Annotated in this window: 18 protein-coding genes and 1 other RNA gene; 12 read left to right on the top strand and 7 right to left on the bottom strand. The window is 54.3% G+C overall.

Features of this window, described 5'->3' with window-relative positions; genetic code table 11:
- Window positions 1-399: 399 nt before the first annotated feature.
- Both H7848_RS07210 and aroQ read right to left on the bottom strand, forming a co-directional pair.
- The gene (locus H7848_RS07210; RefSeq protein ID WP_208349424.1) at window positions 400-1155 is read right to left on the bottom strand and encodes a helix-turn-helix transcriptional regulator; all 756 of its coding nucleotides are present in this window, start codon (window positions 1153-1155) and stop codon (window positions 400-402) included.
- On the bottom strand, window positions 1152-1595 hold the full coding sequence (gene aroQ, locus H7848_RS07205; RefSeq protein ID WP_208349422.1) for a type II 3-dehydroquinate dehydratase: 444 nt from the start codon (window positions 1593-1595) through the stop codon (window positions 1152-1154). The genes H7848_RS07210 and aroQ overlap by 4 nt, the downstream gene beginning before the upstream one ends.
- A gap of 101 nt (window positions 1596-1696) precedes the next feature.
- On the opposite strand from aroQ, the gene H7848_RS07200 reads away from it, so the two are divergent.
- Complete coding sequence (locus tag H7848_RS07200) at window positions 1697-2860, top strand: NAD(P)/FAD-dependent oxidoreductase (protein WP_208349420.1); 1164 nt, start codon at window positions 1697-1699, stop codon at window positions 2858-2860.
- A 112-nt stretch (window positions 2861-2972) separates the two neighbouring features.
- On the opposite strand, the gene H7848_RS07195 is transcribed toward H7848_RS07200, so the two are convergent.
- The 4 genes from H7848_RS07195 to H7848_RS07180 form a co-directional block, all read right to left on the bottom strand.
- On the bottom strand, window positions 2973-5849 hold the full coding sequence (locus H7848_RS07195; protein WP_208349417.1) for a methyl-accepting chemotaxis protein: 2877 nt from the start codon (window positions 5847-5849) through the stop codon (window positions 2973-2975).
- A gap of 64 nt (window positions 5850-5913) precedes the next feature.
- Window positions 5914-7062 (bottom strand): ABC transporter substrate-binding protein, encoded by a 1149-nt coding sequence (locus H7848_RS07190; RefSeq protein ID WP_208349414.1) that lies wholly within the window; start codon window positions 7060-7062, stop codon window positions 5914-5916.
- 231 nt (window positions 7063-7293) lie between these two features.
- Window positions 7294-8598 carry an NAD-dependent dihydropyrimidine dehydrogenase subunit PreA gene (preA, locus tag H7848_RS07185; protein ID WP_208349411.1) on the bottom strand — a complete coding sequence of 435 codons (1305 nt, stop codon included), beginning with the start codon at window positions 8596-8598 and terminating at the stop codon, window positions 7294-7296.
- 17 nt (window positions 8599-8615) lie between these two features.
- Window positions 8616-9950, bottom strand: a complete 1335-nt coding sequence (locus H7848_RS07180; RefSeq protein ID WP_208349409.1) for an NAD(P)-dependent oxidoreductase — start codon at window positions 9948-9950, stop codon at window positions 8616-8618.
- 247 nt (window positions 9951-10197) lie between these two features.
- Between H7848_RS07180 and H7848_RS07175 the strand changes: the two genes are divergently transcribed.
- The 10 genes from H7848_RS07175 to H7848_RS07130 all read left to right on the top strand — a co-directional run bounded on the left by H7848_RS07175 (window position 10198) and on the right by H7848_RS07130 (window position 18366).
- Complete coding sequence (locus H7848_RS07175) at window positions 10198-11202, top strand: C4-dicarboxylate TRAP transporter substrate-binding protein (RefSeq protein WP_208349406.1); 1005 nt, start codon at window positions 10198-10200, stop codon at window positions 11200-11202.
- A 45-nt stretch (window positions 11203-11247) separates the two neighbouring features.
- Window positions 11248-11880: a TRAP transporter small permease subunit gene (locus H7848_RS07170; protein ID WP_208349404.1), complete on the top strand. Its 633-nt coding sequence runs from the start codon at window positions 11248-11250 to the stop codon at window positions 11878-11880.
- Between the two features lie 3 nt (window positions 11881-11883).
- Window positions 11884-13332, top strand: a complete 1449-nt coding sequence (locus H7848_RS07165) for a TRAP transporter large permease (RefSeq protein ID WP_208349403.1) — start codon at window positions 11884-11886, stop codon at window positions 13330-13332.
- A 102-nt stretch (window positions 13333-13434) separates the two neighbouring features.
- Complete coding sequence (locus tag H7848_RS07160; RefSeq protein WP_208349401.1) at window positions 13435-14463, top strand: extracellular solute-binding protein; 1029 nt, start codon at window positions 13435-13437, stop codon at window positions 14461-14463.
- 118 nt (window positions 14464-14581) lie between these two features.
- Window positions 14582-14932 (top strand): DUF4345 family protein, encoded by a 351-nt coding sequence (locus H7848_RS07155; protein ID WP_237072634.1) that lies wholly within the window; start codon window positions 14582-14584, stop codon window positions 14930-14932.
- 57 nt (window positions 14933-14989) lie between these two features.
- Window positions 14990-15598, top strand: a complete 609-nt coding sequence (locus tag H7848_RS07150) for an SH3 domain-containing protein (protein WP_208349398.1) — start codon at window positions 14990-14992, stop codon at window positions 15596-15598.
- 64 nt (window positions 15599-15662) lie between these two features.
- Window positions 15663-16490, top strand: a complete 828-nt coding sequence (locus tag H7848_RS07145) for a DUF817 domain-containing protein (protein ID WP_208349530.1) — start codon at window positions 15663-15665, stop codon at window positions 16488-16490.
- Window positions 16457-16805, top strand: a transfer-messenger RNA (tmRNA) gene (gene ssrA / locus H7848_RS07140). The genes H7848_RS07145 and ssrA overlap by 34 nt, the downstream gene beginning before the upstream one ends.
- Before the next feature lie 115 nt (window positions 16806-16920).
- Window positions 16921-17946 carry an aspartate-semialdehyde dehydrogenase gene (locus tag H7848_RS07135; RefSeq protein WP_208349396.1) on the top strand — a complete coding sequence of 342 codons (1026 nt, stop codon included), beginning with the start codon at window positions 16921-16923 and terminating at the stop codon, window positions 17944-17946.
- A 189-nt stretch (window positions 17947-18135) separates the two neighbouring features.
- Window positions 18136-18366, top strand: a complete 231-nt coding sequence (locus H7848_RS07130) for a hypothetical protein (RefSeq protein WP_208349392.1) — start codon at window positions 18136-18138, stop codon at window positions 18364-18366.
- 58 nt (window positions 18367-18424) lie between these two features.
- Here H7848_RS07130 and ilvN read toward each other — a convergent pair whose 3' ends face one another.
- Window positions 18425-18988 carry an acetolactate synthase small subunit gene (ilvN, locus tag H7848_RS07125; protein ID WP_208349389.1) on the bottom strand — a complete coding sequence of 188 codons (564 nt, stop codon included), beginning with the start codon at window positions 18986-18988 and terminating at the stop codon, window positions 18425-18427.
- A 210-nt stretch (window positions 18989-19198) separates the two neighbouring features.
- On the opposite strand from ilvN, the gene H7848_RS07120 reads away from it, so the two are divergent.
- Window positions 19199-19816 (top strand): YceI family protein, encoded by a 618-nt coding sequence (locus tag H7848_RS07120; RefSeq protein WP_208349384.1) that lies wholly within the window; start codon window positions 19199-19201, stop codon window positions 19814-19816.
- Window positions 19817-19825 lie beyond the last annotated feature (9 nt).

Below are 19825 nucleotides of genomic sequence, written 5' to 3'. Positions count from 1 at the left end.
TGAAGCGGTGCCGCCGGGCGTTGACGACACCGCTAACCTTTGCGCCCCACTTGGGGATGAGGCAGGACGCATCGGGTTGCCGATAAGCAGGTTTAAAACCAGGCCTGTCACCGGCTCCCGGAATAGTACCGGGCGGGCCGCATTGCCCTGTAATCTCAGGGGATACGGCCCTGTTCCAAAGGCTTAGCCTCCACTCACGGAACATGTGTAGAATGCAAATTTACCTGGCGTTAAGGAAGTGCGGGATTCCTTACCTTTTCGAAAAAATGACGAATAATTAGCGGTTTTTCCCCTTTTACTTCGTCATTTTTCTGCAGTCAGCCTCTTTAATACGGCTGAATCGGAAACAATTATCGCCTTACGAGTGTATAGTTCTTCGAAAAGTTGTTTTCGGTTGTGTCAAACTTCAAGAATGAAGATCTGATTCTGAACACTTGCTTTCAAAACGGCTTGGGCAGTTGTTTCGACGTCTAACGCCTCACGCGCCAGACGAAGATGTTTTTCAATCGTTGCGGGCGTCAAACCCATAATTTTAGCAATATCCTGGGTGGTTTTCCCGTCACCTACCCATTCTAGCGCCTCGCGCTGGCGTTTTGTCAGGCTGCGGCGTGCACCAAAATAAGGAAGCGTGATAATTTTCAAATGCGCGACGTTGTTCATAACAACAATATCACGCCCATGTTCTTTCCAAAGCTTATCAACTTCGGACTGCGCCATACCATTTCTGGCCGTCAGCGATATTGCCCCTTTGGAACGCACCGAAACCGAATGGAAACTGATCGAATAGCCTGCAACCACTCCTTTTGAATGGTTAAAATCGATCACACGCCGCTCACTTGGGGTCAGCATGTTTTTCTTTTCCATCTCGGTGATAATATTCCAACTGACGGCGCCATTGTTTTCCCGCGCCCATCGCGTCAATGGCGCATGATAATAGTGCCGTTCATTCAGGAACTGATCGGTATAGTCTGTCGGATGATTGGTCAGAACCAACAGATCTTCGGGGTCGCCCAATGAACTGGCCGTCAGAAACCGCGTGTATCCATACATTAGCCGATCGAAGCCATATTCGGACATTTTGGCGGTGTGCAACGTCCAAATCTCTTCGATCGAATGGGATTTTAGGATCGACTCAAGATACGCACGATCAATCATGTCTCAGCCTCCAGATACGATATCAGCGCGTCAAGTGCCAAAATATATCCATGCGCCCCGAACCCGCAAATCTGGCCAATTGCAACGGGTGCGATAAAGGATGTGTGACGAAATGCTTCGCGGGCATGAATGTTGGACAGATGGACTTCTACGACAGGTAAACCGACGGACGAAATAGCATCCATCAAGGCGATCGAGCTATGGGTGTAAGCCCCGGCGTTCAGTACGATCCCGTCATATTGCGACGATGCCTCTTGAACTGCATCAACCAAGGTGCCCTCGTGGTTGCTTTGGGTAAACGCAACAGAAATGCCTGCGTCCTGCGCCTTTGACCGGCACTGCGCCTCGATCTGATCAAGCGTTACGCTGCCATAGACATCAGGCTGGCGGGTCCCCAGAAGGTTCAGATTCGGACCATTTAAAATCAGGATCGACTGCATTCTTGTTCCATATTTTTTCGTTGGTTTAGAATAGGCAGCGGGTGAAGTCTATCGCCTCTGGGTGGATTTGCTGAAATAACACATTGTACTGAGGATAATTGATGCAATACGATGTTCTGATTATTGGCGGCGCGATCACTGGCAGTGCGGTTGCATATTGGCTAACCCGTCTGTCACCAGGCCTTCGGGTTCTGGTGGTAGAACGCGATATGCAGTACCGATATGCGTCAACAGCGTTGTCGGTCGCGTCCATTCGGCAGCAATTTACAACCGCAGTTAACATCAAGATTTCGCAGTTTGGCGCGGAATTTCTAAAATCGGCCCCAGAGTATCTTGACTGCGATCCAATACCATTTCACGAAAACGGTTATCTTTTTCTATCATCAACCGAAGATGCCGCGCGGCATCTTTCAAAGGCCGCCTCACTTCAAAATAAACTTGGTGCGGAAACTATTTTTTTGTCCCCGAATGAGCTGGTCTCAAGATTTCCCTGGATGCAGTTTGACGATATCACATCAGGTTCATTCGGATCGTCCAATGAAGGCTGGTTTGACAACATGAGCCTTCTGCATGCCTTTCAAAAAACCGCCAAGCAGCAAGGATGCGATTTCATTCAGGACGACGTTCAGGCCATCCAGACTAAAAACAAGATGATTTCGCGTGCAGTTCTGTCAAAAAAGGGTGTAATCAGTGTTGGTGCCGTCGTGAATGCCGCCGGGACCAATGCGGCGAACATATTGAAAATGGTCGGCTTGGATCTGCCCGTCGAACCGCGCAAACGCACTGTATTCTTCATCGACGCGCCTCATGCCCGTTTTCCGGATGCACCGTTAATTATCGATCCTGCAGGCTACTATATTCGCCCCGAGGGCAACCAATGGATCTGTGCAACGGTGCCATCAAACGATAGGGCCGTTGCCTTGGATGATTTTACCGCCGACTACAATCAGTTTGAGGACTCAATCTGGCCGAAACTTTACAGGCGCTCTTCCCTTTTTGATGCTGTTAAGGTTCTGCGATATTGGGTCGGTCACTACGCATTTAATGTCTTGGATCAGAATGCAATCGTCGGACCACATCCAAAGTTAAAAGGCCTTTTTCTTGCAAATGGATTTAGCGGCCATGGCCTTCAACAAGCGCCAGCGGTCGGCCGCGGGTTGGCTGAAATGCTTGTCTTTGGTGAATACAGATCAATCGATCTGAGTTGTCTGAACGTCAATCGCATACTCAGCAAAAAGCCCTTCAGGGAAGATGCAATTGTATAAAGCTTAATCGTGCCTCCCGGCAAATTCAGAATAGTAAGTGTCATATGATCATGTGGTCAGGATAAGAGTCGCCGCAAGTCATTATGGCAACTCTTATCCTGATCGTTCAATGTCAAAAATCTTGCCAGTCGTCGTCAAGATCATCAATCTCGGCGACCTCAGCCAGATTTCCAGAGGTTGAGACAACCGAAAGCTTTTGCTTTCGTCGGCTTGGTTCTGGCTGACTGTCATCCATCGCCGGTTTTTCACCCTTCGCAAATTGCGGCGGTATTTTAAAGCTTGAAATCGCCTGTGCCAGTATATCGGCCTGCTGTTTCATCGACACACTCGCGGCCGTCGTTTCCTCAACCATTGCTGCGTTTTGCTGTGTCGATTGTTCGATCGCGCTGACAGTTTGATTGATTTCAGTGATACCATGGGACTGTTCCTGCGCGGCGGTGACGATTTCAGCAATCTGCGATGCAATTTCCGAGACTGACACCACAATGGCATCCAGGGCCTGCCCTGTTTCACCGACCAGTTCCACACCACGACTGACTTGGCTTCCACTTTCAGAGATCAGTTGACCAATCTCGCGGGCAGCGTCGGATGACCTTTGGGCAAGGTTGCGCACTTCTGACGCGACAACTGCAAAACCACGGCCAGCATCGCCAGCCCGCGCGGCCTCTACACCGGCGTTCAACGCCAACAGATTGGTCTGGAAGGCGATGTCATCGATCAAATCCACGATCTTGGCAATTTTACCCGACGATGTTTCAATTTGGCCCATCGCTACAATCGTGTTTTCAACAACTTTGCTGCTTTTCTCAGCATTGTCCTTGGCATGTTTTACAACAGTGTCAACACGAACTGCACCTTCACTGGCCTGTTTGACAGATGCTGTCAGTTGCTCAAGCGCAGCTGCAGCCTCTTCCAGTGTTGCTGCTGTATTTTCGGTTCTTTTTGACAGATCGCTGGCCGCCGATGATATTTCCGTTGACGTATCAGCAATCGTATGGCCGCTGGAAGTGATGTTTCCAATCACTGTAGCAAGTTGCCCGACCGCGACATTATAGTCCTTGCGAAGATCTTCGTAGCTGCCTGCGAATTCTTCGTTGATTTGGGCATCAAGGTTTCCGGCGGCCAGTTTTTTCAGCCCGTCAGCCAAAGCTGTTACGACGGCAGACTGTTCATCGGCATGCGCCTGACGCTCGGCATCGGCCATTTTGCGCAGTCGATCCCGCTCGGCTTCTTCTGCTGCAAGCCGTTCCCGCTCGGCCTTTTCTGCGTTCAGAGCCGCTTCGCGTTCTGCTTCCTCACGATCACGCTTCTCTTGTTCGATCAAACGCTGCTTTTCTATTTCGTCTGCTTTGCGCTGTTCTTCCTCAAGCCGAAGCTGGTTCGTTTCAACCATACCGTCACGGAATACCTTCAAAGCCCGGCCCATACGACCGATTTCGCCGGACATTTCGTCAAATCCGACAACAGGTTCCAGATCTTGGGCAGCCAGACGTTCTGTTGTGCTGGTAAGGCGTTTGATCGGTCGTATGACAACGAAGTACGTCATAATCTGCGTCACAACCAAAAGACCGATACACGCAATAGCCACAGCAACCATTTGTTGTTTCGCATCCACCACATCTGATGTGATGTCTGTTGCTGTCTGTTCGATCAAAACAACCGATTGTTGGCCGATATCAGCAGCTTGATTAGCAATCTCGCTTACACTTTGCAGTGCTGACTCTGACAGCTCACGCGTTTGCTGTTGTGCTGAAATCGTTTTGCCACGCAGAGCCTTTATGCCCGTCCCTTCATCATGGGCACTCAGAAGCGGTTGAAACATTTCTTGCAGCTCGGCATCTGCACTTGCAAGCAAGCCTGTCAGTGCCGCATAGGACGTATCCAGCGTTTGCGAGGTCACGTTAAGGTCAGCCGCATTTTGGGCAACAGCGACCTCAAGGATCGTGGCAAAATACGTTTCTTTTGCGATATTCAGCTCGGCCAGATCACGCAAATTCTTAACCTGAACCGATAGTAACGATTGAATCGCATCGGTATTTTCTGAACTAGCCAGTTCAGAATTAATCGTCAACTCAAAGATCGCATTGTCCACAGCGGTCGAAATGGCTGCATCGCTTTTCTGACGCTCAGACAAAATGCGTTCGCGAAGCGCTTGGGTCATGATTGCATTTTCCGCGCTGGCACGACGGAACACTTCAGCGGTCTGATTCAACTGTTCAAGATCAAGCTCTAGCCGAGGGTTTTCCGCAATTGCGGCCATCAAATTCTCAAGACGATTAAGTGAAGATTCGTTCAAATCACGCAAAATGGATTTCACCGAGGGGTCACGCACTTGCGCAGCGGCAATGGCAACGCCGGACAACAAGCTGATTTCCGACTTTGCCTGCAAAGCCAATTGCAATGCCGCAACATCGTTTTCGACGATGCTTCTCAAGGTCGCGTCGACCCTGCCGACCGTTTCCTCACCACCGATGGTCAAATCGAAAAATGCGTTATCAGACAGTTCAATGACCCGTTCTGTGATACGTGCACTTTGGTCACGCCAATCATTGATCGATTTTGAGATCGCTTCTTCTGTCTCAAAATCCACGACCCTCGCCTCGATCAGCTGCGGAAGATTTTGCGCAACGTCTTCAAGTGCGGGTTGAATTGCGACACTATGCTGATCCCCAAGCTGATCTATAATACCTTGAAGGCGGTCAATGTGCTGTTGTGCATTTTGTCTTTGTTCAGCCAGATCCGCCAGTTCTGTCGCTGCCAGTGTAGCAGCCAGACCATCCTGCAAATCACTGGCCGCCACCACCAGGGCCGTGCTTCTACGCAACTCGGGCAAACGATCCCGGCTTAGACCCGACAACTGCTGCGATGTATTTCCAAAAACAAGATAACTCAGTACAACAGCAATGGCCGTCGTTGCAGCCAGCATCAGCAGGATCAAAGTAAACTTTACAGCAATACTGCCAAAGATATCTTTGAATTTCTTGAACATTTTTACAACTCGCAGCTGAGATTTCAATGTCGGCCCCGCAGGGGGGGGGCCGACGATAAGTGTGTTAACCGTCGATGGGTGCGAAACTGCCGTCAGCGGTGATTTTGGTCATGAAAACGCTATCCATGCCCTGATTATCGCCTGCACCAAAACTCAGAGTGGCGCCGCCAAAATCAAGCGTTTCGATTTCGGAGAACGCTTTTACATAATCGGCGCGTGTCATCTCGGGTCCTGCTTTTTTCAGCGCTTCGATCGCCAGGCGACCGACCATATACCCCTCAAGCGACACGAAACCTGGTTCAGCACTGGCATCAACCGCCTTGAGCGCCGCCTGATATTCCGCCACGATCGGCTGCGAGGCATCCCAAGGGAACGGTACGACTTGGGAAATGATGACGCCGTCACCATCGGGGCCCAGTTCTGCGGCCAGCGCCTTGGATCCAACGAACGAGATATTGACGAATTGCGGCTCAAATTTCAGCCGCTTGGACAGTTTGATGAATTCAGCGATGGGCTTATAGGCGCCAACCATCACGACTGCATCAGGTTTTGCGGTCCGCAATTCCAGCAAAGCTGTTTTGACGGCTGTCGTGTTGCGCGTATAGGTGCCTTCGGCCACCAGCGTCATGCCGCGACGATCAAGCGCCTCTTGCACCCCGGCCAAACCAACACGACCGAAGCCATCGTCCTGATACAGAATTGCGATATTTTTCATGCCTTGATCATCGACCAGATGCTTGATCCAGGCTTCGGTTTCGGCCGCGTATGTCGCGCGGACGTTGAAAACGTTGCCGTAAGAGGCATCACGCAGGAAACCCGCACCGGTAAAGGGGCCGATGAACGGCATGCCAGCTTTGGTGGCCAGCGGTTGCGTCGCCTTGGTGGTTGGCGTGCCAACAGGCCCGATCAGCGCAAGGTATTTTTCGTCAGCAATGACCTTTTTGACCTGAGATACAGACCGATCGGGTTCATATCCGTCATCCATCGTCTCAAGCGTCAGTTTATAGCCATTCACGCCGCCATTTCGGTTCGCTTCCTCAAAAGCGGCCAGAATGCCCTGCTTCATTCCTGTGCCAAGTGCAGCTGCAGGCCCTTCAAAAGCAGCAACCTGAGCAAAATTCACAGTTTTTTCGGCGTGGGCGCCAGTGGCTGTTATGGATGCGGCCAAACCACTGATGGCGGCTGCAAAGAATGTATTTTTAATCGATTTCATATCTGTCTCCGGCTTTTCTTTGACCGAAGATCGCGCAAGGGAATTACGAATTGGTTTATTTTATCGTCTGATTTATGAACTGGGCGAACTGCGCATTAAAACTTTATCCACCCCAAGAGAAAAAATAATTATTATACTTCAGAATGTTACAAAGTTTTTTACATCTAACGCGATAACCTTTGCACCCCGTTAAATAAACTTTGTCCTATTTTTGGCCGTAACGCTTCAGTTTCACTCGGCCGCCTGAGAGGACGGGTTGTTGGGATGCATTGTCCAGTTGGCATAGTCAGGCTCAACCGTTTTGCCCGTGCGCGGATCAACCTGCCCCACCTGCATTTTTTCCATCGTAATGCAATCCTCGACCGGGCAAACGTTGACACACAGGTTACAGGCCACGCATTCCTCATCGATCACTTCAAACACACGGTCGGGTGACATGCTGATGGCCTGATGGCTGGTATCTTCGCAAGCCACGTAACAGCGGCCGCACTTGATGCAGCTGTCCTGATCAATCCGGGCCTTGGTGACGTAATTCAGGTTCAGATATTGCCAATCCGTCACGTTCGGAACGGCGCGGCCCATGAAATCATCGATACGGGCATAGCCCTTTTCGTCCATCCATTGGCTTAGGCCGGATTTCATTTCTTCGACCACCTTAAAACCATAGGTCATCGCGGCAGTGCAGACCTGAACCGTGCCGCACCCAAGGCTGATGAACTCGGCCGCGTCGCGCCATGTGGTGATACCGCCGATCCCACTGATCGGCAGGCCATGCGTTTCGGGGTCACGCGCAATCTCGGCCACCATATTCATTGCGATGGGCTTCACGGCAGGGCCGCAATAGCCCCCATGGCTGCCCTTGCCATCGATCGAGGGTTCGGGGCTGAAATCGTCCAGATTAACCGATGTGATCGAGCTGATCGTGTTGATCAGGCTGACGGCATCCGCGCCACCCGCTTTGGCCGCGCGGGCGGGATAGCGGACATCGGTGATATTCGGCGTCAGTTTCACGATCACCGGCATACGGCTGTGCTGTTTACACCAGCGCGTCACCATCTCGATATACTCAGGCACCTGTCCGACGGCGCTGCCCATGCCACGTTCGCTCATCCCGTGGGGGCAGCCGAAGTTCAGCTCAATCCCGTCGGCGCCTGTGTCCTCGACCCGCGGCAGAATGGCTTTCCATGCCTCTTCCTCACACGGGACCATCAGCGACACGATCATCGCCCGATCCGGGTAATCGCGCTTGACCGTCTTGATTTCGCGCAGGTTGACCTCAAGCGGGCGGTCGGTGATCAGTTCGATGTTGTTCAACCCCAAAAGCCGCCGGTCCGCCCCGTAAATCGCGCCATACCGCGGGCCGTTGACGTTGACGACGGGCGGGCCTTCGGACCCAAGCGTCTTCCACACGACACCGCCCCACCCCGCCTCAAAAGCGCGGCGGACGTTGTACTCCTTATCCGTTGGCGGCGCCGAGGCCAGCCAGAACGGGTTTGGCGATTTGATACCCAGAAAGTCTGTTGTCAGGTCGGCCATTGTGTCGTCCTTTTCAGTTATTGGCTCAGCGCGCGGTGAATATCCTCAGCCGCATCGCGGCCTTCGGCGACGGCGGTGACGGTCAGGTCGTCGCCACCGGCAGCGCAGTCGCCGCCAGCCCAGACACCATCGATTGAGGTGCGGCCGTTTTCATCGACTGCGATCTTGTTGCCTTGCAGGGTCAGACCCTCAGGGCCGGCTTCCAGAGTCTGGCCGATGGCTTTGAAAATCTGATCGGCGGGCAGGCGGAATGTTTCGCCTGTGCCTGCCAGACCACCGTCGGTTTCTGTGACATATTCAAATTCAGCCTCGCGCACAGCACCGTTGCCGATGACCTGGCGCAAGACCACATGCGTCAGAAGACGCACCCCGGCCGAGGTCGCGTGATCCTGTTCATGGCCCGAGGCGCCCATCCGGTCACGCCCGCGACGGTAGGCGATGGTCACATTCTCGGCCCCAAGCAATTTCGATTGCACAGCAGCATCCACAGCGGTCATCCCGCCACCGATGACGATGACATTACGCCCGATGGGCAGCTTGGTCAGATCGTCGCTTTGGCGCAGGTCGGCGATAAAAGCGACGGCGTCCTGAACCCCGTCCTTATCTTCGCCCTCGGCCCGCAGCGCATTCACCGCGCCCAGACCGACGCCCAGAAAAACAGCATCGTATTCGGACGTCAGCGTGCCCAACTCAAGACCACTGCCCAGTTTCCTACCGTATTCAACAGTGATCCCGCCGATCTGCAGCAACCAGTCTACCTCACGCTCAGCAAAGCCACCAGCGGTTTTATAGGCGGCGATTCCGTATTCGTTCAGCCCACCCAGCTTTTCCTTCGCCTCAAACAAAGTGACACTGTGCCCCCTCATCGCCAGACGGTGGGCGCAGGCCAGACCGGCGGGACCGGCACCTACGACGGCAATCGTCTTGCCGGTCTCGGGGCCGCGTTCGAACGGATGCACACTGGCAGCCATCAACGTATCTGTGGCATAGCGTTGCAGGCGCCCGATCTCAACAGGCTTGCCCTCGGCCGCCTCGCGCACACAGGCTTCTTCGCACAATGTCTCGGTCGGGCAAACGCGGGCACACATGCCGCCCAATATGTTCTGATCCAGGATCGTCTTGGCGGCCGCCTCGGGTGTGCCGGTCTGAATCTGGCGGATAAACAGCGGAATATCGATGGCCGTCGGACACGCCGTAATACAAGGCGCATCATAGCAGAAATAACACCGATCTGCAGCGACGGCGGCCTCATGCGGTTCAAAAAGCGGGTCTATATCACTGAAATTCTGTTTTATTTCTTCTTGGGACAATCGGCCAGCGGTAATGCCGGGGGTCCAGGGTGTGCTTGCCATGCAGGGTCCTTTCTGCAACTTTGCTTGCTTGAAAGGGTAACGTGCCACAGCTTTCAGAATTGGCAACCGGTAAATCTCAGGGCGCGGGACTGACGTGTTGCATCGCTATCCTTTCGACCAATATGCTCAAAATTCAATCAGTTGCGCAATAGAGACGCATCACAATTTGGAAAATACGCTTGCCAAGGGCCCGCACTATTGGTGAATTGCAAGCTGTCCAGAGATGGATCAACAGGGGAGGAATAAAATGAACAGATTTCTAAAAGGTACGACCGTTGCCGCATTGACCATGGCCTTCGCGGGCGAGGCTTTGGCGACTGAATGGAACGTGTCGCTATGGGGCAAACGCCGGGCCTTTACCGAGCATGTGGAAAAACTGGCCGAGTTGGTGTCGGAAAAGACCGGTGGCGAGTTTACCATGAATATCTCATACGGTGGCTTGTCGAATAACCGCGAAAACCTTGATGGGATTTCCATCGGCGCGTTTGAGATGGCGCAGTTCTGCGCGGGCTATCACCGTGATAAGAACCCGTCGATCACGGTGCTTGAGCTGCCTTTCCTGGGGGTCGAAACGCTTGAGCAAGAACGCAAGATCAGTCAGGCGCTTTATGAACACCCCGCCGTTGTCGCTGATCTGGCGCGGTGGAATGCGACACTGCTGATGCCGTCGCCGCTGCCACAGTATAATATTGTGGGTGTCGGCGATGCGCCCGAAACACTGGCCGATTTCGAAGGGCTAAGCGTGCGCGCAACGGGTGGCATTGGGGCCGCTATGGAAACCGTGGGCGCTGTGCCGACGTCGATGTCCGCGACTGAGGTGCGCCAGGCGCTGGACAGTGGCGTGGTCAAGGCGGTGTCCTTCGCCCCGCATGCGCATATGTCATTCGGCACGGTGGAATCGGCCAATTGGTGGACCACAAACCTGAACCCCGGCACGGTGAACTGCCCTGTGGTCGTGAACACCGACGCGCTGAATGATCTGAGCGATGAACACCGTGACGCGCTGATGAGTTCAATCGACGAAGCGTTGGATCACTACATCGATTACTATGAAAACAACACCATGCAAGCCTGGGGGCCACTGTTGCAGGAAAAAGGCATCACCCAAGTGACATTCAGCGATAATGAACTGGACGCTTTCCGGACTGCGGCGGCCGAACCTGCCGCTCAGGCCTGGATCACCGACAATGCGGCCCGGGGATTGCCGGCGCAAGAACTATATGACTTCGTCACCGGTATGATCGCCGAATAATCAACCGCCGCCCCATATCCGGGGCGGCTTATCTATAGGTGACACATGGCGGGCAGCACCTCGGTTCTTGAGGACGACTCGGTCTTAAGCATATTGGACCGTTCCCTTCACAAACTGGAAACTCTTCTGGCGCTGATCAGCGGGTTGGCCGTTTTCGGTCTGATGATGCTGGCTGTGGCGTCCGTCGGGGGACGGAACTTCTTTAACAGCCCCCTGCCCGGCTATGTTGACTGGATCGAACAGGCCATGCCGCTGATTGCGTTCATGGGCATCGCCTACACCCAACGCAATGGCGGGCATATCCGGATGGATATCCTGATCGGCCAGCTTAAAGGGCGGCTGCTGTGGCTGGCCGAGATCATCAGCGTGCTTTTGATCCTGATCCTGATGCTGCTGCTGGTCTGGGGTACCTGGTCGCATTTCCAGCGTAGCTTCGATTTCAACGCCCCATTGTGGAGCCGCGATAGTTCGATGGATATCGCCCTGCCGATCTGGCCCGCGAAGCTGCTGGCCCCTGTGGCGTTTTCAGTCCTGTGCGTGCGGCTGGTGCTGCAACTTTGGGGCTATACCCGCGCCTTTGTCTTTGGGCTGGACCGCCCGGTCGCCGTTCCGATGATTGAAGACGCGGCAACCCAAGCGGCGCACGAAGCCGATAGCCTGTTGGCTGAAAAGGATTAATCCATGGACGCCACACAAATCGGCATAATCGTTTCCATCGGCCTGCTGGTTATGGTCGTTCTGGGCATGCGTGTGGCTTTTGCCGCGGCGTTGGCCGGTCTGGTGGGCCTTTTGTGGATCAACTGGGCGCGGTTTGATTATGACCCCGACCGTCTAGGACGCGCGATCACCATCGCCACGAAAACCGCAGGCCAAGTGCCCCATTCCAAGGTCGCCAGCCAAGCGCTTAGCCTGATCCCAACCTTTATCCTGATCGGTTATCTGGCCTATTACGCTGGCCTGACCAAAGCCTTGTTTGAGGCCGCCAAACGATGGGTGGCCTGGGTGCCCGGTGGCCTGGCGGTTTCCACCGTGTTCGCCACAGCCGGGTTCGCGGCCGTATCAGGGGCCTCGGTCGCCACATCCGCCGTCTTCGCCCGCATTGCCATCCCCGAGATGCTGAAGATCGGCTACGACAAACGCTTTGCCGCCGGTGTGGTCGCCGCGGGCGGCACGCTGGCATCCCTGATCCCGCCATCGGCAATCCTTGTCATCTATGCCATCATCGTCGAACAGGACGTCGGGCGGTTGCTGCTGGCGGGCTTCATCCCAGGCATGTTTTCCGCCCTTGTCTACGGCGTGCTGATCGTGGGGCTGGCATTGGCTTTACCAAAATTCGGACCGCCTGTCGGGGGCTTCACCTGGGGCGAACGGTTTTCGGCATTACTGCCCGCGCTGCCCATCTTCTTCGTTGTCATCATCATTTTGTTCTTTGTCTACAATCCAATACCCGAAACAGTTACAGTACTTGGGGCAACGATCCCAACCCTGATCGGCGGCGACGCCTGGGGCACACCGACCGAGGGCGGCGCGCTTGGGGCCTTTGTCGTGTTTCTGATGGCGCTTTACCGCGGCATGCGCTGGCCCGAGCTGAAATCGGCCCTGCTGGAAACCGCAAAGCTTAGCGTCATGATCTTTACGATCATCTGGGGCGTGCTGATCTATGTGCGTTTTCTGGGCTTTGCTGACCTGCCAAACGCCTTTTCCGACTGGATCACGTCGCTGACATTTTCGCCCATGCTGATCCTGATCTGCATCCTGCTGGCCTATGCCATTCTGGGCATGTTCATGGACGCCATCGGGATGCTGCTGCTAACCCTGCCCGTGGTCTACCCCGCAGTTATGGCGCTGAACGGTGGGCCGTTTGTCAGTGCCGAAGACAGCACATTCGGTATGTCCGGCCCGATGTGCGCGATCTGGTTCGGCATACTGGTCGTGAAAATGGCCGAGTTCTGTCTGATCACACCGCCCATCGGCCTGAACTGCTTTGTCGTGGCCGGTGTGCGTGATGACCTTAGCGTGCAGGACGTGTTCAAGGGCGTCACCCCCTTCTTTATCGCTGACGCCATCACCATCGGATTGCTTGTGGCGTTTCCGATGATCGTTTTGTGGCTGCCCAGTCAGGTTGGTTAAAATCGCCTCTTTCCAATTCTTGCGCGCCATCGTAACGTCCCGCCCCAAGCGGGACCGACATAGGGGCGTGTCACGCATGGATGTCTCATTGGAGGACGCATAATGAGAACGGCTGCCTTTCTGGGGTCACTGACACTGTTGACGGCAACATCTGCCTTTGCGCAGGACGCAGACCTGCTGGTTTTCGACTATTCCGGTTTCGAAAATACTGCGTTTCACCAGCCCTTTATCGAAAAGCACGGGTCCAGCCCGCAGTTCACATTCTTTGGTGACGAAGACGAAGCCTTTCAGAAAATCCGCTCAGGCTTTCGCGCGGATGTCGCCCATATCTGCGGTGACTCAGTCACAAAATGGACCGCTGGCGATCTGTTGGAACCCTGGGATATCAGCCGCATTCCTGAATATGAAAATCTGAACAAAAATCTGGCCGGGCAGGACCTGACTGGGGGCGAGGTTTACTTCATTCCGGTCGATTATGGCTCAACCGCGGTGGCGTACAATACCGAACAAATTGAAGCCGTTACGACGCTTGAGATCTTTAAGGACCCCGCCTATGCAGGTCGGATTACCCTGCCCGATGTCGCCGCTGACAGCTATGCGCTGGCCTATCTGGCCACTGGCGTGACCGACTGGACAAAGGCCACAGACGACGAATTCGAAGCCGCAAGCGCCTGGCTGCGTGAGGTCCACGGCAACCTGCGCACCTATTGGACTGACCCGGCCGAACTGGCACAATTGCTGGCCACGGGTGAAGTGGTGCTGGCCTGGGCCTGGAACGAAACCCTGCCCACAATGCAGGATCAGGGCTTTCCCATCGGGTTTGAACGCGAACCGGCCGAAGGGTCATCGCTCTGGATGTGTGGCTACGTCAATCTGAAGGATGGCGAAGGCACCGAAGACAAGGCCTATGATTACATCAACGCCCTGCTTGACCCGGTGTCTGCGCAGGCGCTTCTGGATTTCGGCTATGGTCAGGCCAATGAACGCGGCATGGCGAATTTCAGTGACGCAGATCGCACCGCCGTTGGCCTTGGCCCCATAGATGGCCCGGTTCTGGCACAGCTTCCCACAACGGAAGAGCTGCGCAACAAGCAGGCTGAAACCTTTGAACGGATCAAAGCGGGGTTTTAAGACCCGCTGCGCCCCGGCCCGTTTGGGAGGACGGCCGGGGCACCCGACTTTCCCCACATCAAGCGTTATTGAACCAATTTCAACCCTCAGGCGTATATCTGTACGAGAGTGAGGGACAATGATCGACATAATCAATATAGTATTGGCGCTGTTCAGCATCGCCCTGGGCCTGTTTGGCTGGCTGGCCCCCCGATACACAATGAAAGCCGTGGATCTGCAGCCCGGTGAAACGACGATGGGCTTTTCCGAAATCCGTGCGGCCTCGGGCGCATTGTTCGTGGGCCTTGGCGTTGGCGCGCTGTTTCTCGCAACACCCGCGGCCTATGCCATGGTCGGCTTTGCCTGGGGGTTCGCATCGGTGGGGCGCATGACCTCAATCATACTTGACGGCGCGACCCGCAAGAAATGGATATTCTTTGGGTGTGAAATAGCCGTGGGGGTGATACTGATCGGCATAAACATCTGGTAGAATTGCCAGACGGCCCGGATCACACTAAACATGGCGCATTGCAGTGAAGGATTTGTGATGCGTATCACGATACTATGGCTTTTGTTGACCCTGCCTGTTCTAGCAGATCAGCCACAAATCCCCTTGCCCGCCTTATTCAAGGTCCACGGCGTCTCATCCGATGATCGCTTGAATGTGCGGACGGCGCCCGATACCTCATCAGAAATACTGGGAAGCTATGATACCCTGACCGAGGGGCTTGAGGTCGTGGGTTTCAGCGCAAAAGGAAATTGGGCGCAGGTCAATGTGGCCGGCCAAACCGGCTGGATGTCGATGGCCTATCTGAAACAACAGCCGATTGCACTGGACGACAATGGTCTGCCCATGGGTCTGCGGTGCTTTGGGACCGAGCCCTTCTGGACGCTTACGCCCAGGCCCGGCACATTGGTTTTGGCGCGGCAGCTAGACGAAGTTATCGAAATATTTCAGATAAACAGCACATCTCCTGCACAATATCTGCAGGATTTCCATGGCATGATGATCGACGTAACAGGTGACAATGGCACACATACGATCCGTGTGCTGCCAGGGCGCTGTTCAGATGGCATGTCAGAACATATCTACGCGCTGCATGCCATTAGTGATGTGTTCGGAGCGGGCTGTTGCTCAATAGAAAATATGAAATAATATCAACATACTACGGGACCCAGTGAAACAAAATCTAACTATTGAACGCCGCCTTGGCGACTGGATGCGCGCCCGTTTGTACCCGTTAGCCAGCGAATTGATCATGTTCATCCTGAAACAGGCCTGGGCCTGCCTGTTCGGTGGAATATTACTGATCCTGATCATCACCACGTCGCTACTCTGGCAAGACAACTGGCCCATCTATCGTTATGATTTCCTGTTTGCCTGCGCGATCGCACTGCAAATCTGCTTTCTGATCTTCAAACTGGAAAGCTGGCGCGAGGCCAAGGTGATCTTGCTGTTTCACGTGGTCGGCACCGTCATGGAAATCTTCAAAATCCACGCCGGGTCTTGGGCCTATCCCGAACCGGGGTATATCAAACTGATGGGTGTGCCGCTGTTTTCCGGCTTTATGTATGCTGCGGTGGGCAGCTATATGGCGCGGGTGATCCGTCTGTTTGACATGCGCTTTGCGCCCTATCCACCGTTTTGGATGACCGTTCTGCTGGCCATCGCCATTTACGCCAATTTCTTCCTGCATCACTTTACCATCGACATCCGATATGCGCTTTTCGCCGCCACGCTGATCCTGTTCTGGCGCACCCGCATCTGGTTTCATATAGGCTGCACCCCACGCTGGATGCCCCTGCCCCTGGCAGCCTTTCTGACTGCATTCTTCATGTGGGTCGCAGAAAATATCGGCACGATGACCGGCACATGGCTTTACGCGGGCCAATCGCAGCTGGATGTGGTGCGACTGGCCAAGATGGGGTCCTGGTATCTGTTGCTTTATGTCAGTTTCCTTCTGGTCACACTTGTCTTTCGCGACGCCCTTTCACGCACGCCCTGGCAACCAAACCCCTTTAAACCGGCGCAAACTGTTGCTATATAAATCATTGTCCTTCGGGACTATGGACATAAACGCGCTCGTAATAAGCGGATCGGACCCGGGGGCGGTACCCGGCGGCTCCACCAACATCCTTCATTTGGGGATCATGGGGCCGAAATAGGATCGACGAACGTCTAAAGGGGTTGGCTTTGTCCCGGTGAGTTACCACCGTTATCGGTACACATAAGCTAGTTGCAAATGACAACAAAGCTCCAGTAGCACTCGCAGCTTAAGCTGTGCGTAATACTGAAATCTAAGCCCTAGTGCTTTGCAGCGCTAGGCGGGGTTCGCAGGCACCTGGCAACAGAAGCCTGCATTTTCATCAAGATCGCCCGGCTAAGCTGTTGGCTTTCAGCTTGAACACAGCACATTTCTCTTTCCCCCCATAGCAAATCCCCGTATGACGCGGACTGCGAAACCAAGGAGACCCCAGATGGGCTATAACGTCGTTGTCGTGGGTGCCACAGGGAATGTGGGCCGCGAAATGCTGAACATTCTGGCTGAACGCCAGTTTCCTGTGGACCGGATTGAGGCTTTGGCCAGCCGCAAATCCCTGGGCACCGAGGTCAGCTTTGGCGAAACGACACTGACCACCAAGGATCTGGACACCTTTGATTTCACGGGCTGGGACATTGCACTGTTTGCCATAGGGTCCGAGGCCACCAAGAAATACGCCCCCAAGGCCGCCAAGGTCGGCTGCATCGTCATCGATAACTCATCGCTTTACCGCTATGACCCTGACGTGCCTCTGATCGTGCCCGAGGTGAACCCGGACGCGATTGACGGTTATGCCAAGAAAAACATCATCGCCAACCCGAATTGTTCGACCGCACAGATGGTCGTTGCCCTGAAACCACTGCACGACCGCGCACGGATCAAGCGGGTGGTTGTGTCGACCTACCAGTCCGCCAGCGGTGCGGGCAAAGAGGGTATGGATGAACTGTGGGACCAGACCAAAGCGGTCTACAATCCCACGTCAGACGTGCCCCCGTCGAAATTCACCAAGCAGATCGCCTTCAACGTCATCCCACATATCGATGTCTTTATGGAAGACGGCTCGACCAAGGAAGAATGGAAGATGATCGCCGAGACGAAAAAAATCATCGACCCCTCAATCAAGGTCACGGCGACCTGCGTCCGTGTTCCAGTGTTTGTCGGTCATTCCGAGGCGATCAATATCGAGTTCGAGGATTTCCTGGACGAAGATGAGGCCCGCGATATTCTGCGTCAGGCCCCCGGCATCATGGTGATCGACAAACGCGAAGACGGCGGATACGTGACGCCCGTGGAATGTGTCGGTGATTTTGCAACCTTCATCAGCCGCATCCGTCAGGACAGCACCATCGAAAACGGGCTGAACCTGTGGTGTGTCTCGGACAACCTGCGCAAGGGGGCGGCACTGAATGCCGTCCAGATCGCCGAAACCTTGGGGAATCGCATCTTAAAAAAGGCGTCATGACCCAGGGTTACGCTTAGCATCTGTGTCTGTCGCTGGTCTGAATTGAGGCAGAAAAGCGACAGAACCTTACGTAACCTTCGCCCAATTCACTAAATTGCGGTTAATTGTTGATTTATTTTTGATAGTAATAAATGCTATAAAACAGTTGTTAAGGCCCAATAGTTCCAGTTTGTCACAGGGGGCAAGTAAATGTTAATACCGCGTCAGAGTAGAGTGCCATCATCGCGTCGTCGTCCGGTTTTACGAGTTGCTATTCCAAGTTTTGGTTTACGCGATAAAACTGTGACCGAAGCTATTTCATCTGAAATCACCGACAATCGTGCCGAGGTTCTGGACCTGTTCGGATCAGACCTGAAACAGTCTCTGTCCGAGCGTGAGGTTACACCACCACAGGAAGCGTTGCGCAACGCATCCAAGTAAAGTTCCGCGAAATCCGATAAAGCCCTGACACATCCGTGCGGGGCTTTTTTCATGTTTGCTATTCCGCGCCGCGGGCCAGCGCCGCCACACCCGTCCTGGCAACTTCCTGCAGCCCAAGCGGCCGCATCAGGTCGGCAAACGCATCAATCTTATCCGGTGCGCCTGTGATCTCAAAAACAAATGAATTCAACGTACTATCGACCACATTTGCCCTGAATATCTCGGCCAGGCGCAGGGCCTCGATCCGCTTGTCACCATCGCCGGCCACTTTGAACAGGGCCAGTTCCCGTTCCACTGACGGGCCTTCGACCGTCAGATCATGCACTTCGTGTACCGGAACAATCCGGCCCAACTGCGCCTTGATCTGCTCAATCACCTGCGGTGTCCCGGTCGTCACGATCGTGATGCGTGACAGGTGGCCTTCATGGTCAACCTCGGCCACGGTCAGGCTTTCAATATTGTAACCCCGCCCGGAAAACAGCCCGATCACCCGCGCCAGCACGCCGGCTTCGTTATCAACCATTACAGCCAGCGTATGGCGTTCCTGAACATCGCTGAACGTCGGACGCAGGTTATAGGCGGAATGGCTGCTTGAGCCCTTTTTGATCTTGAGCGGTGACATGGCAATTCCCATCTGTACTGGCCATTTCTTGTAACGCGTTTGCCGAAAATTGCCAGTATTTTCAGAAGTTTGGGCGCAGATATTTATGCCCGTCAGCGAAGTCATGCACAAACAGGATTGTGAACTTGCTGTTGGGGAAAGTCCCGCTATCTGACCCCGTAGTTGACGGGCCATGATTTGCCCGGTCATAACATGGACAAAGGATTTAAGATGCGCACACTGATGATGGCCGGATTGACCAGTCTGGCGCTTTCGACAACAAGTTTCGCAACCGAACTGGTGATCCCATCGGGCACCTATGATCTGGACTCGACGCACGCCAGCGTGCACTGGAAGGTCAGCCATTTCGGCCTGTCGAACTACACCGGCCGCTTCAACCGTATCTCTGGCACGCTGCAGCTGGACGCCGAAAACCCGACGGCCAGTTCCGTGTCTGTCATGATCGATCCGACGTCCATTTCCACGGGCTTCCCGAACCCCGAACAGGTCGATTTCGACGCCAAACTCAGCACCGCGCCGGAATGGTTTAACACGGGCGAGCATCCCGAAATCACCTTTACTTCGACCGAACTGACGATGAATGACGACGGAACTGGAACGATGACCGGCGATCTGACCCTGATGGGTGAAACACGGCCCGTGACGCTGGACGTGACGATGAACGCGCAACTGCCAGAACATCCAATGCGCGAAGGCGTAGCGGCCGTTGGGTTTTCCGCCACAGGCATGATTGACCGCACCGAGTTCGGCTTTGCCACTGGCACCCCCGCCATCGGCTCCGATGTCGAACTGCTGATCGAGGTCGAATTCCTGCAGCAAACATCCTAACCCGCAGCG

It is taken from the genome of Pseudaestuariivita rosea (genome assembly GCF_017592335.1).
Taxonomy (GTDB): Bacteria; Pseudomonadota; Alphaproteobacteria; order Rhodobacterales; family Rhodobacteraceae; genus Parasulfitobacter; species Parasulfitobacter rosea.
Note: the sequence above shows the minus strand (reverse complement) of the source record. Positions and strands in the feature narration are given on the sequence as shown.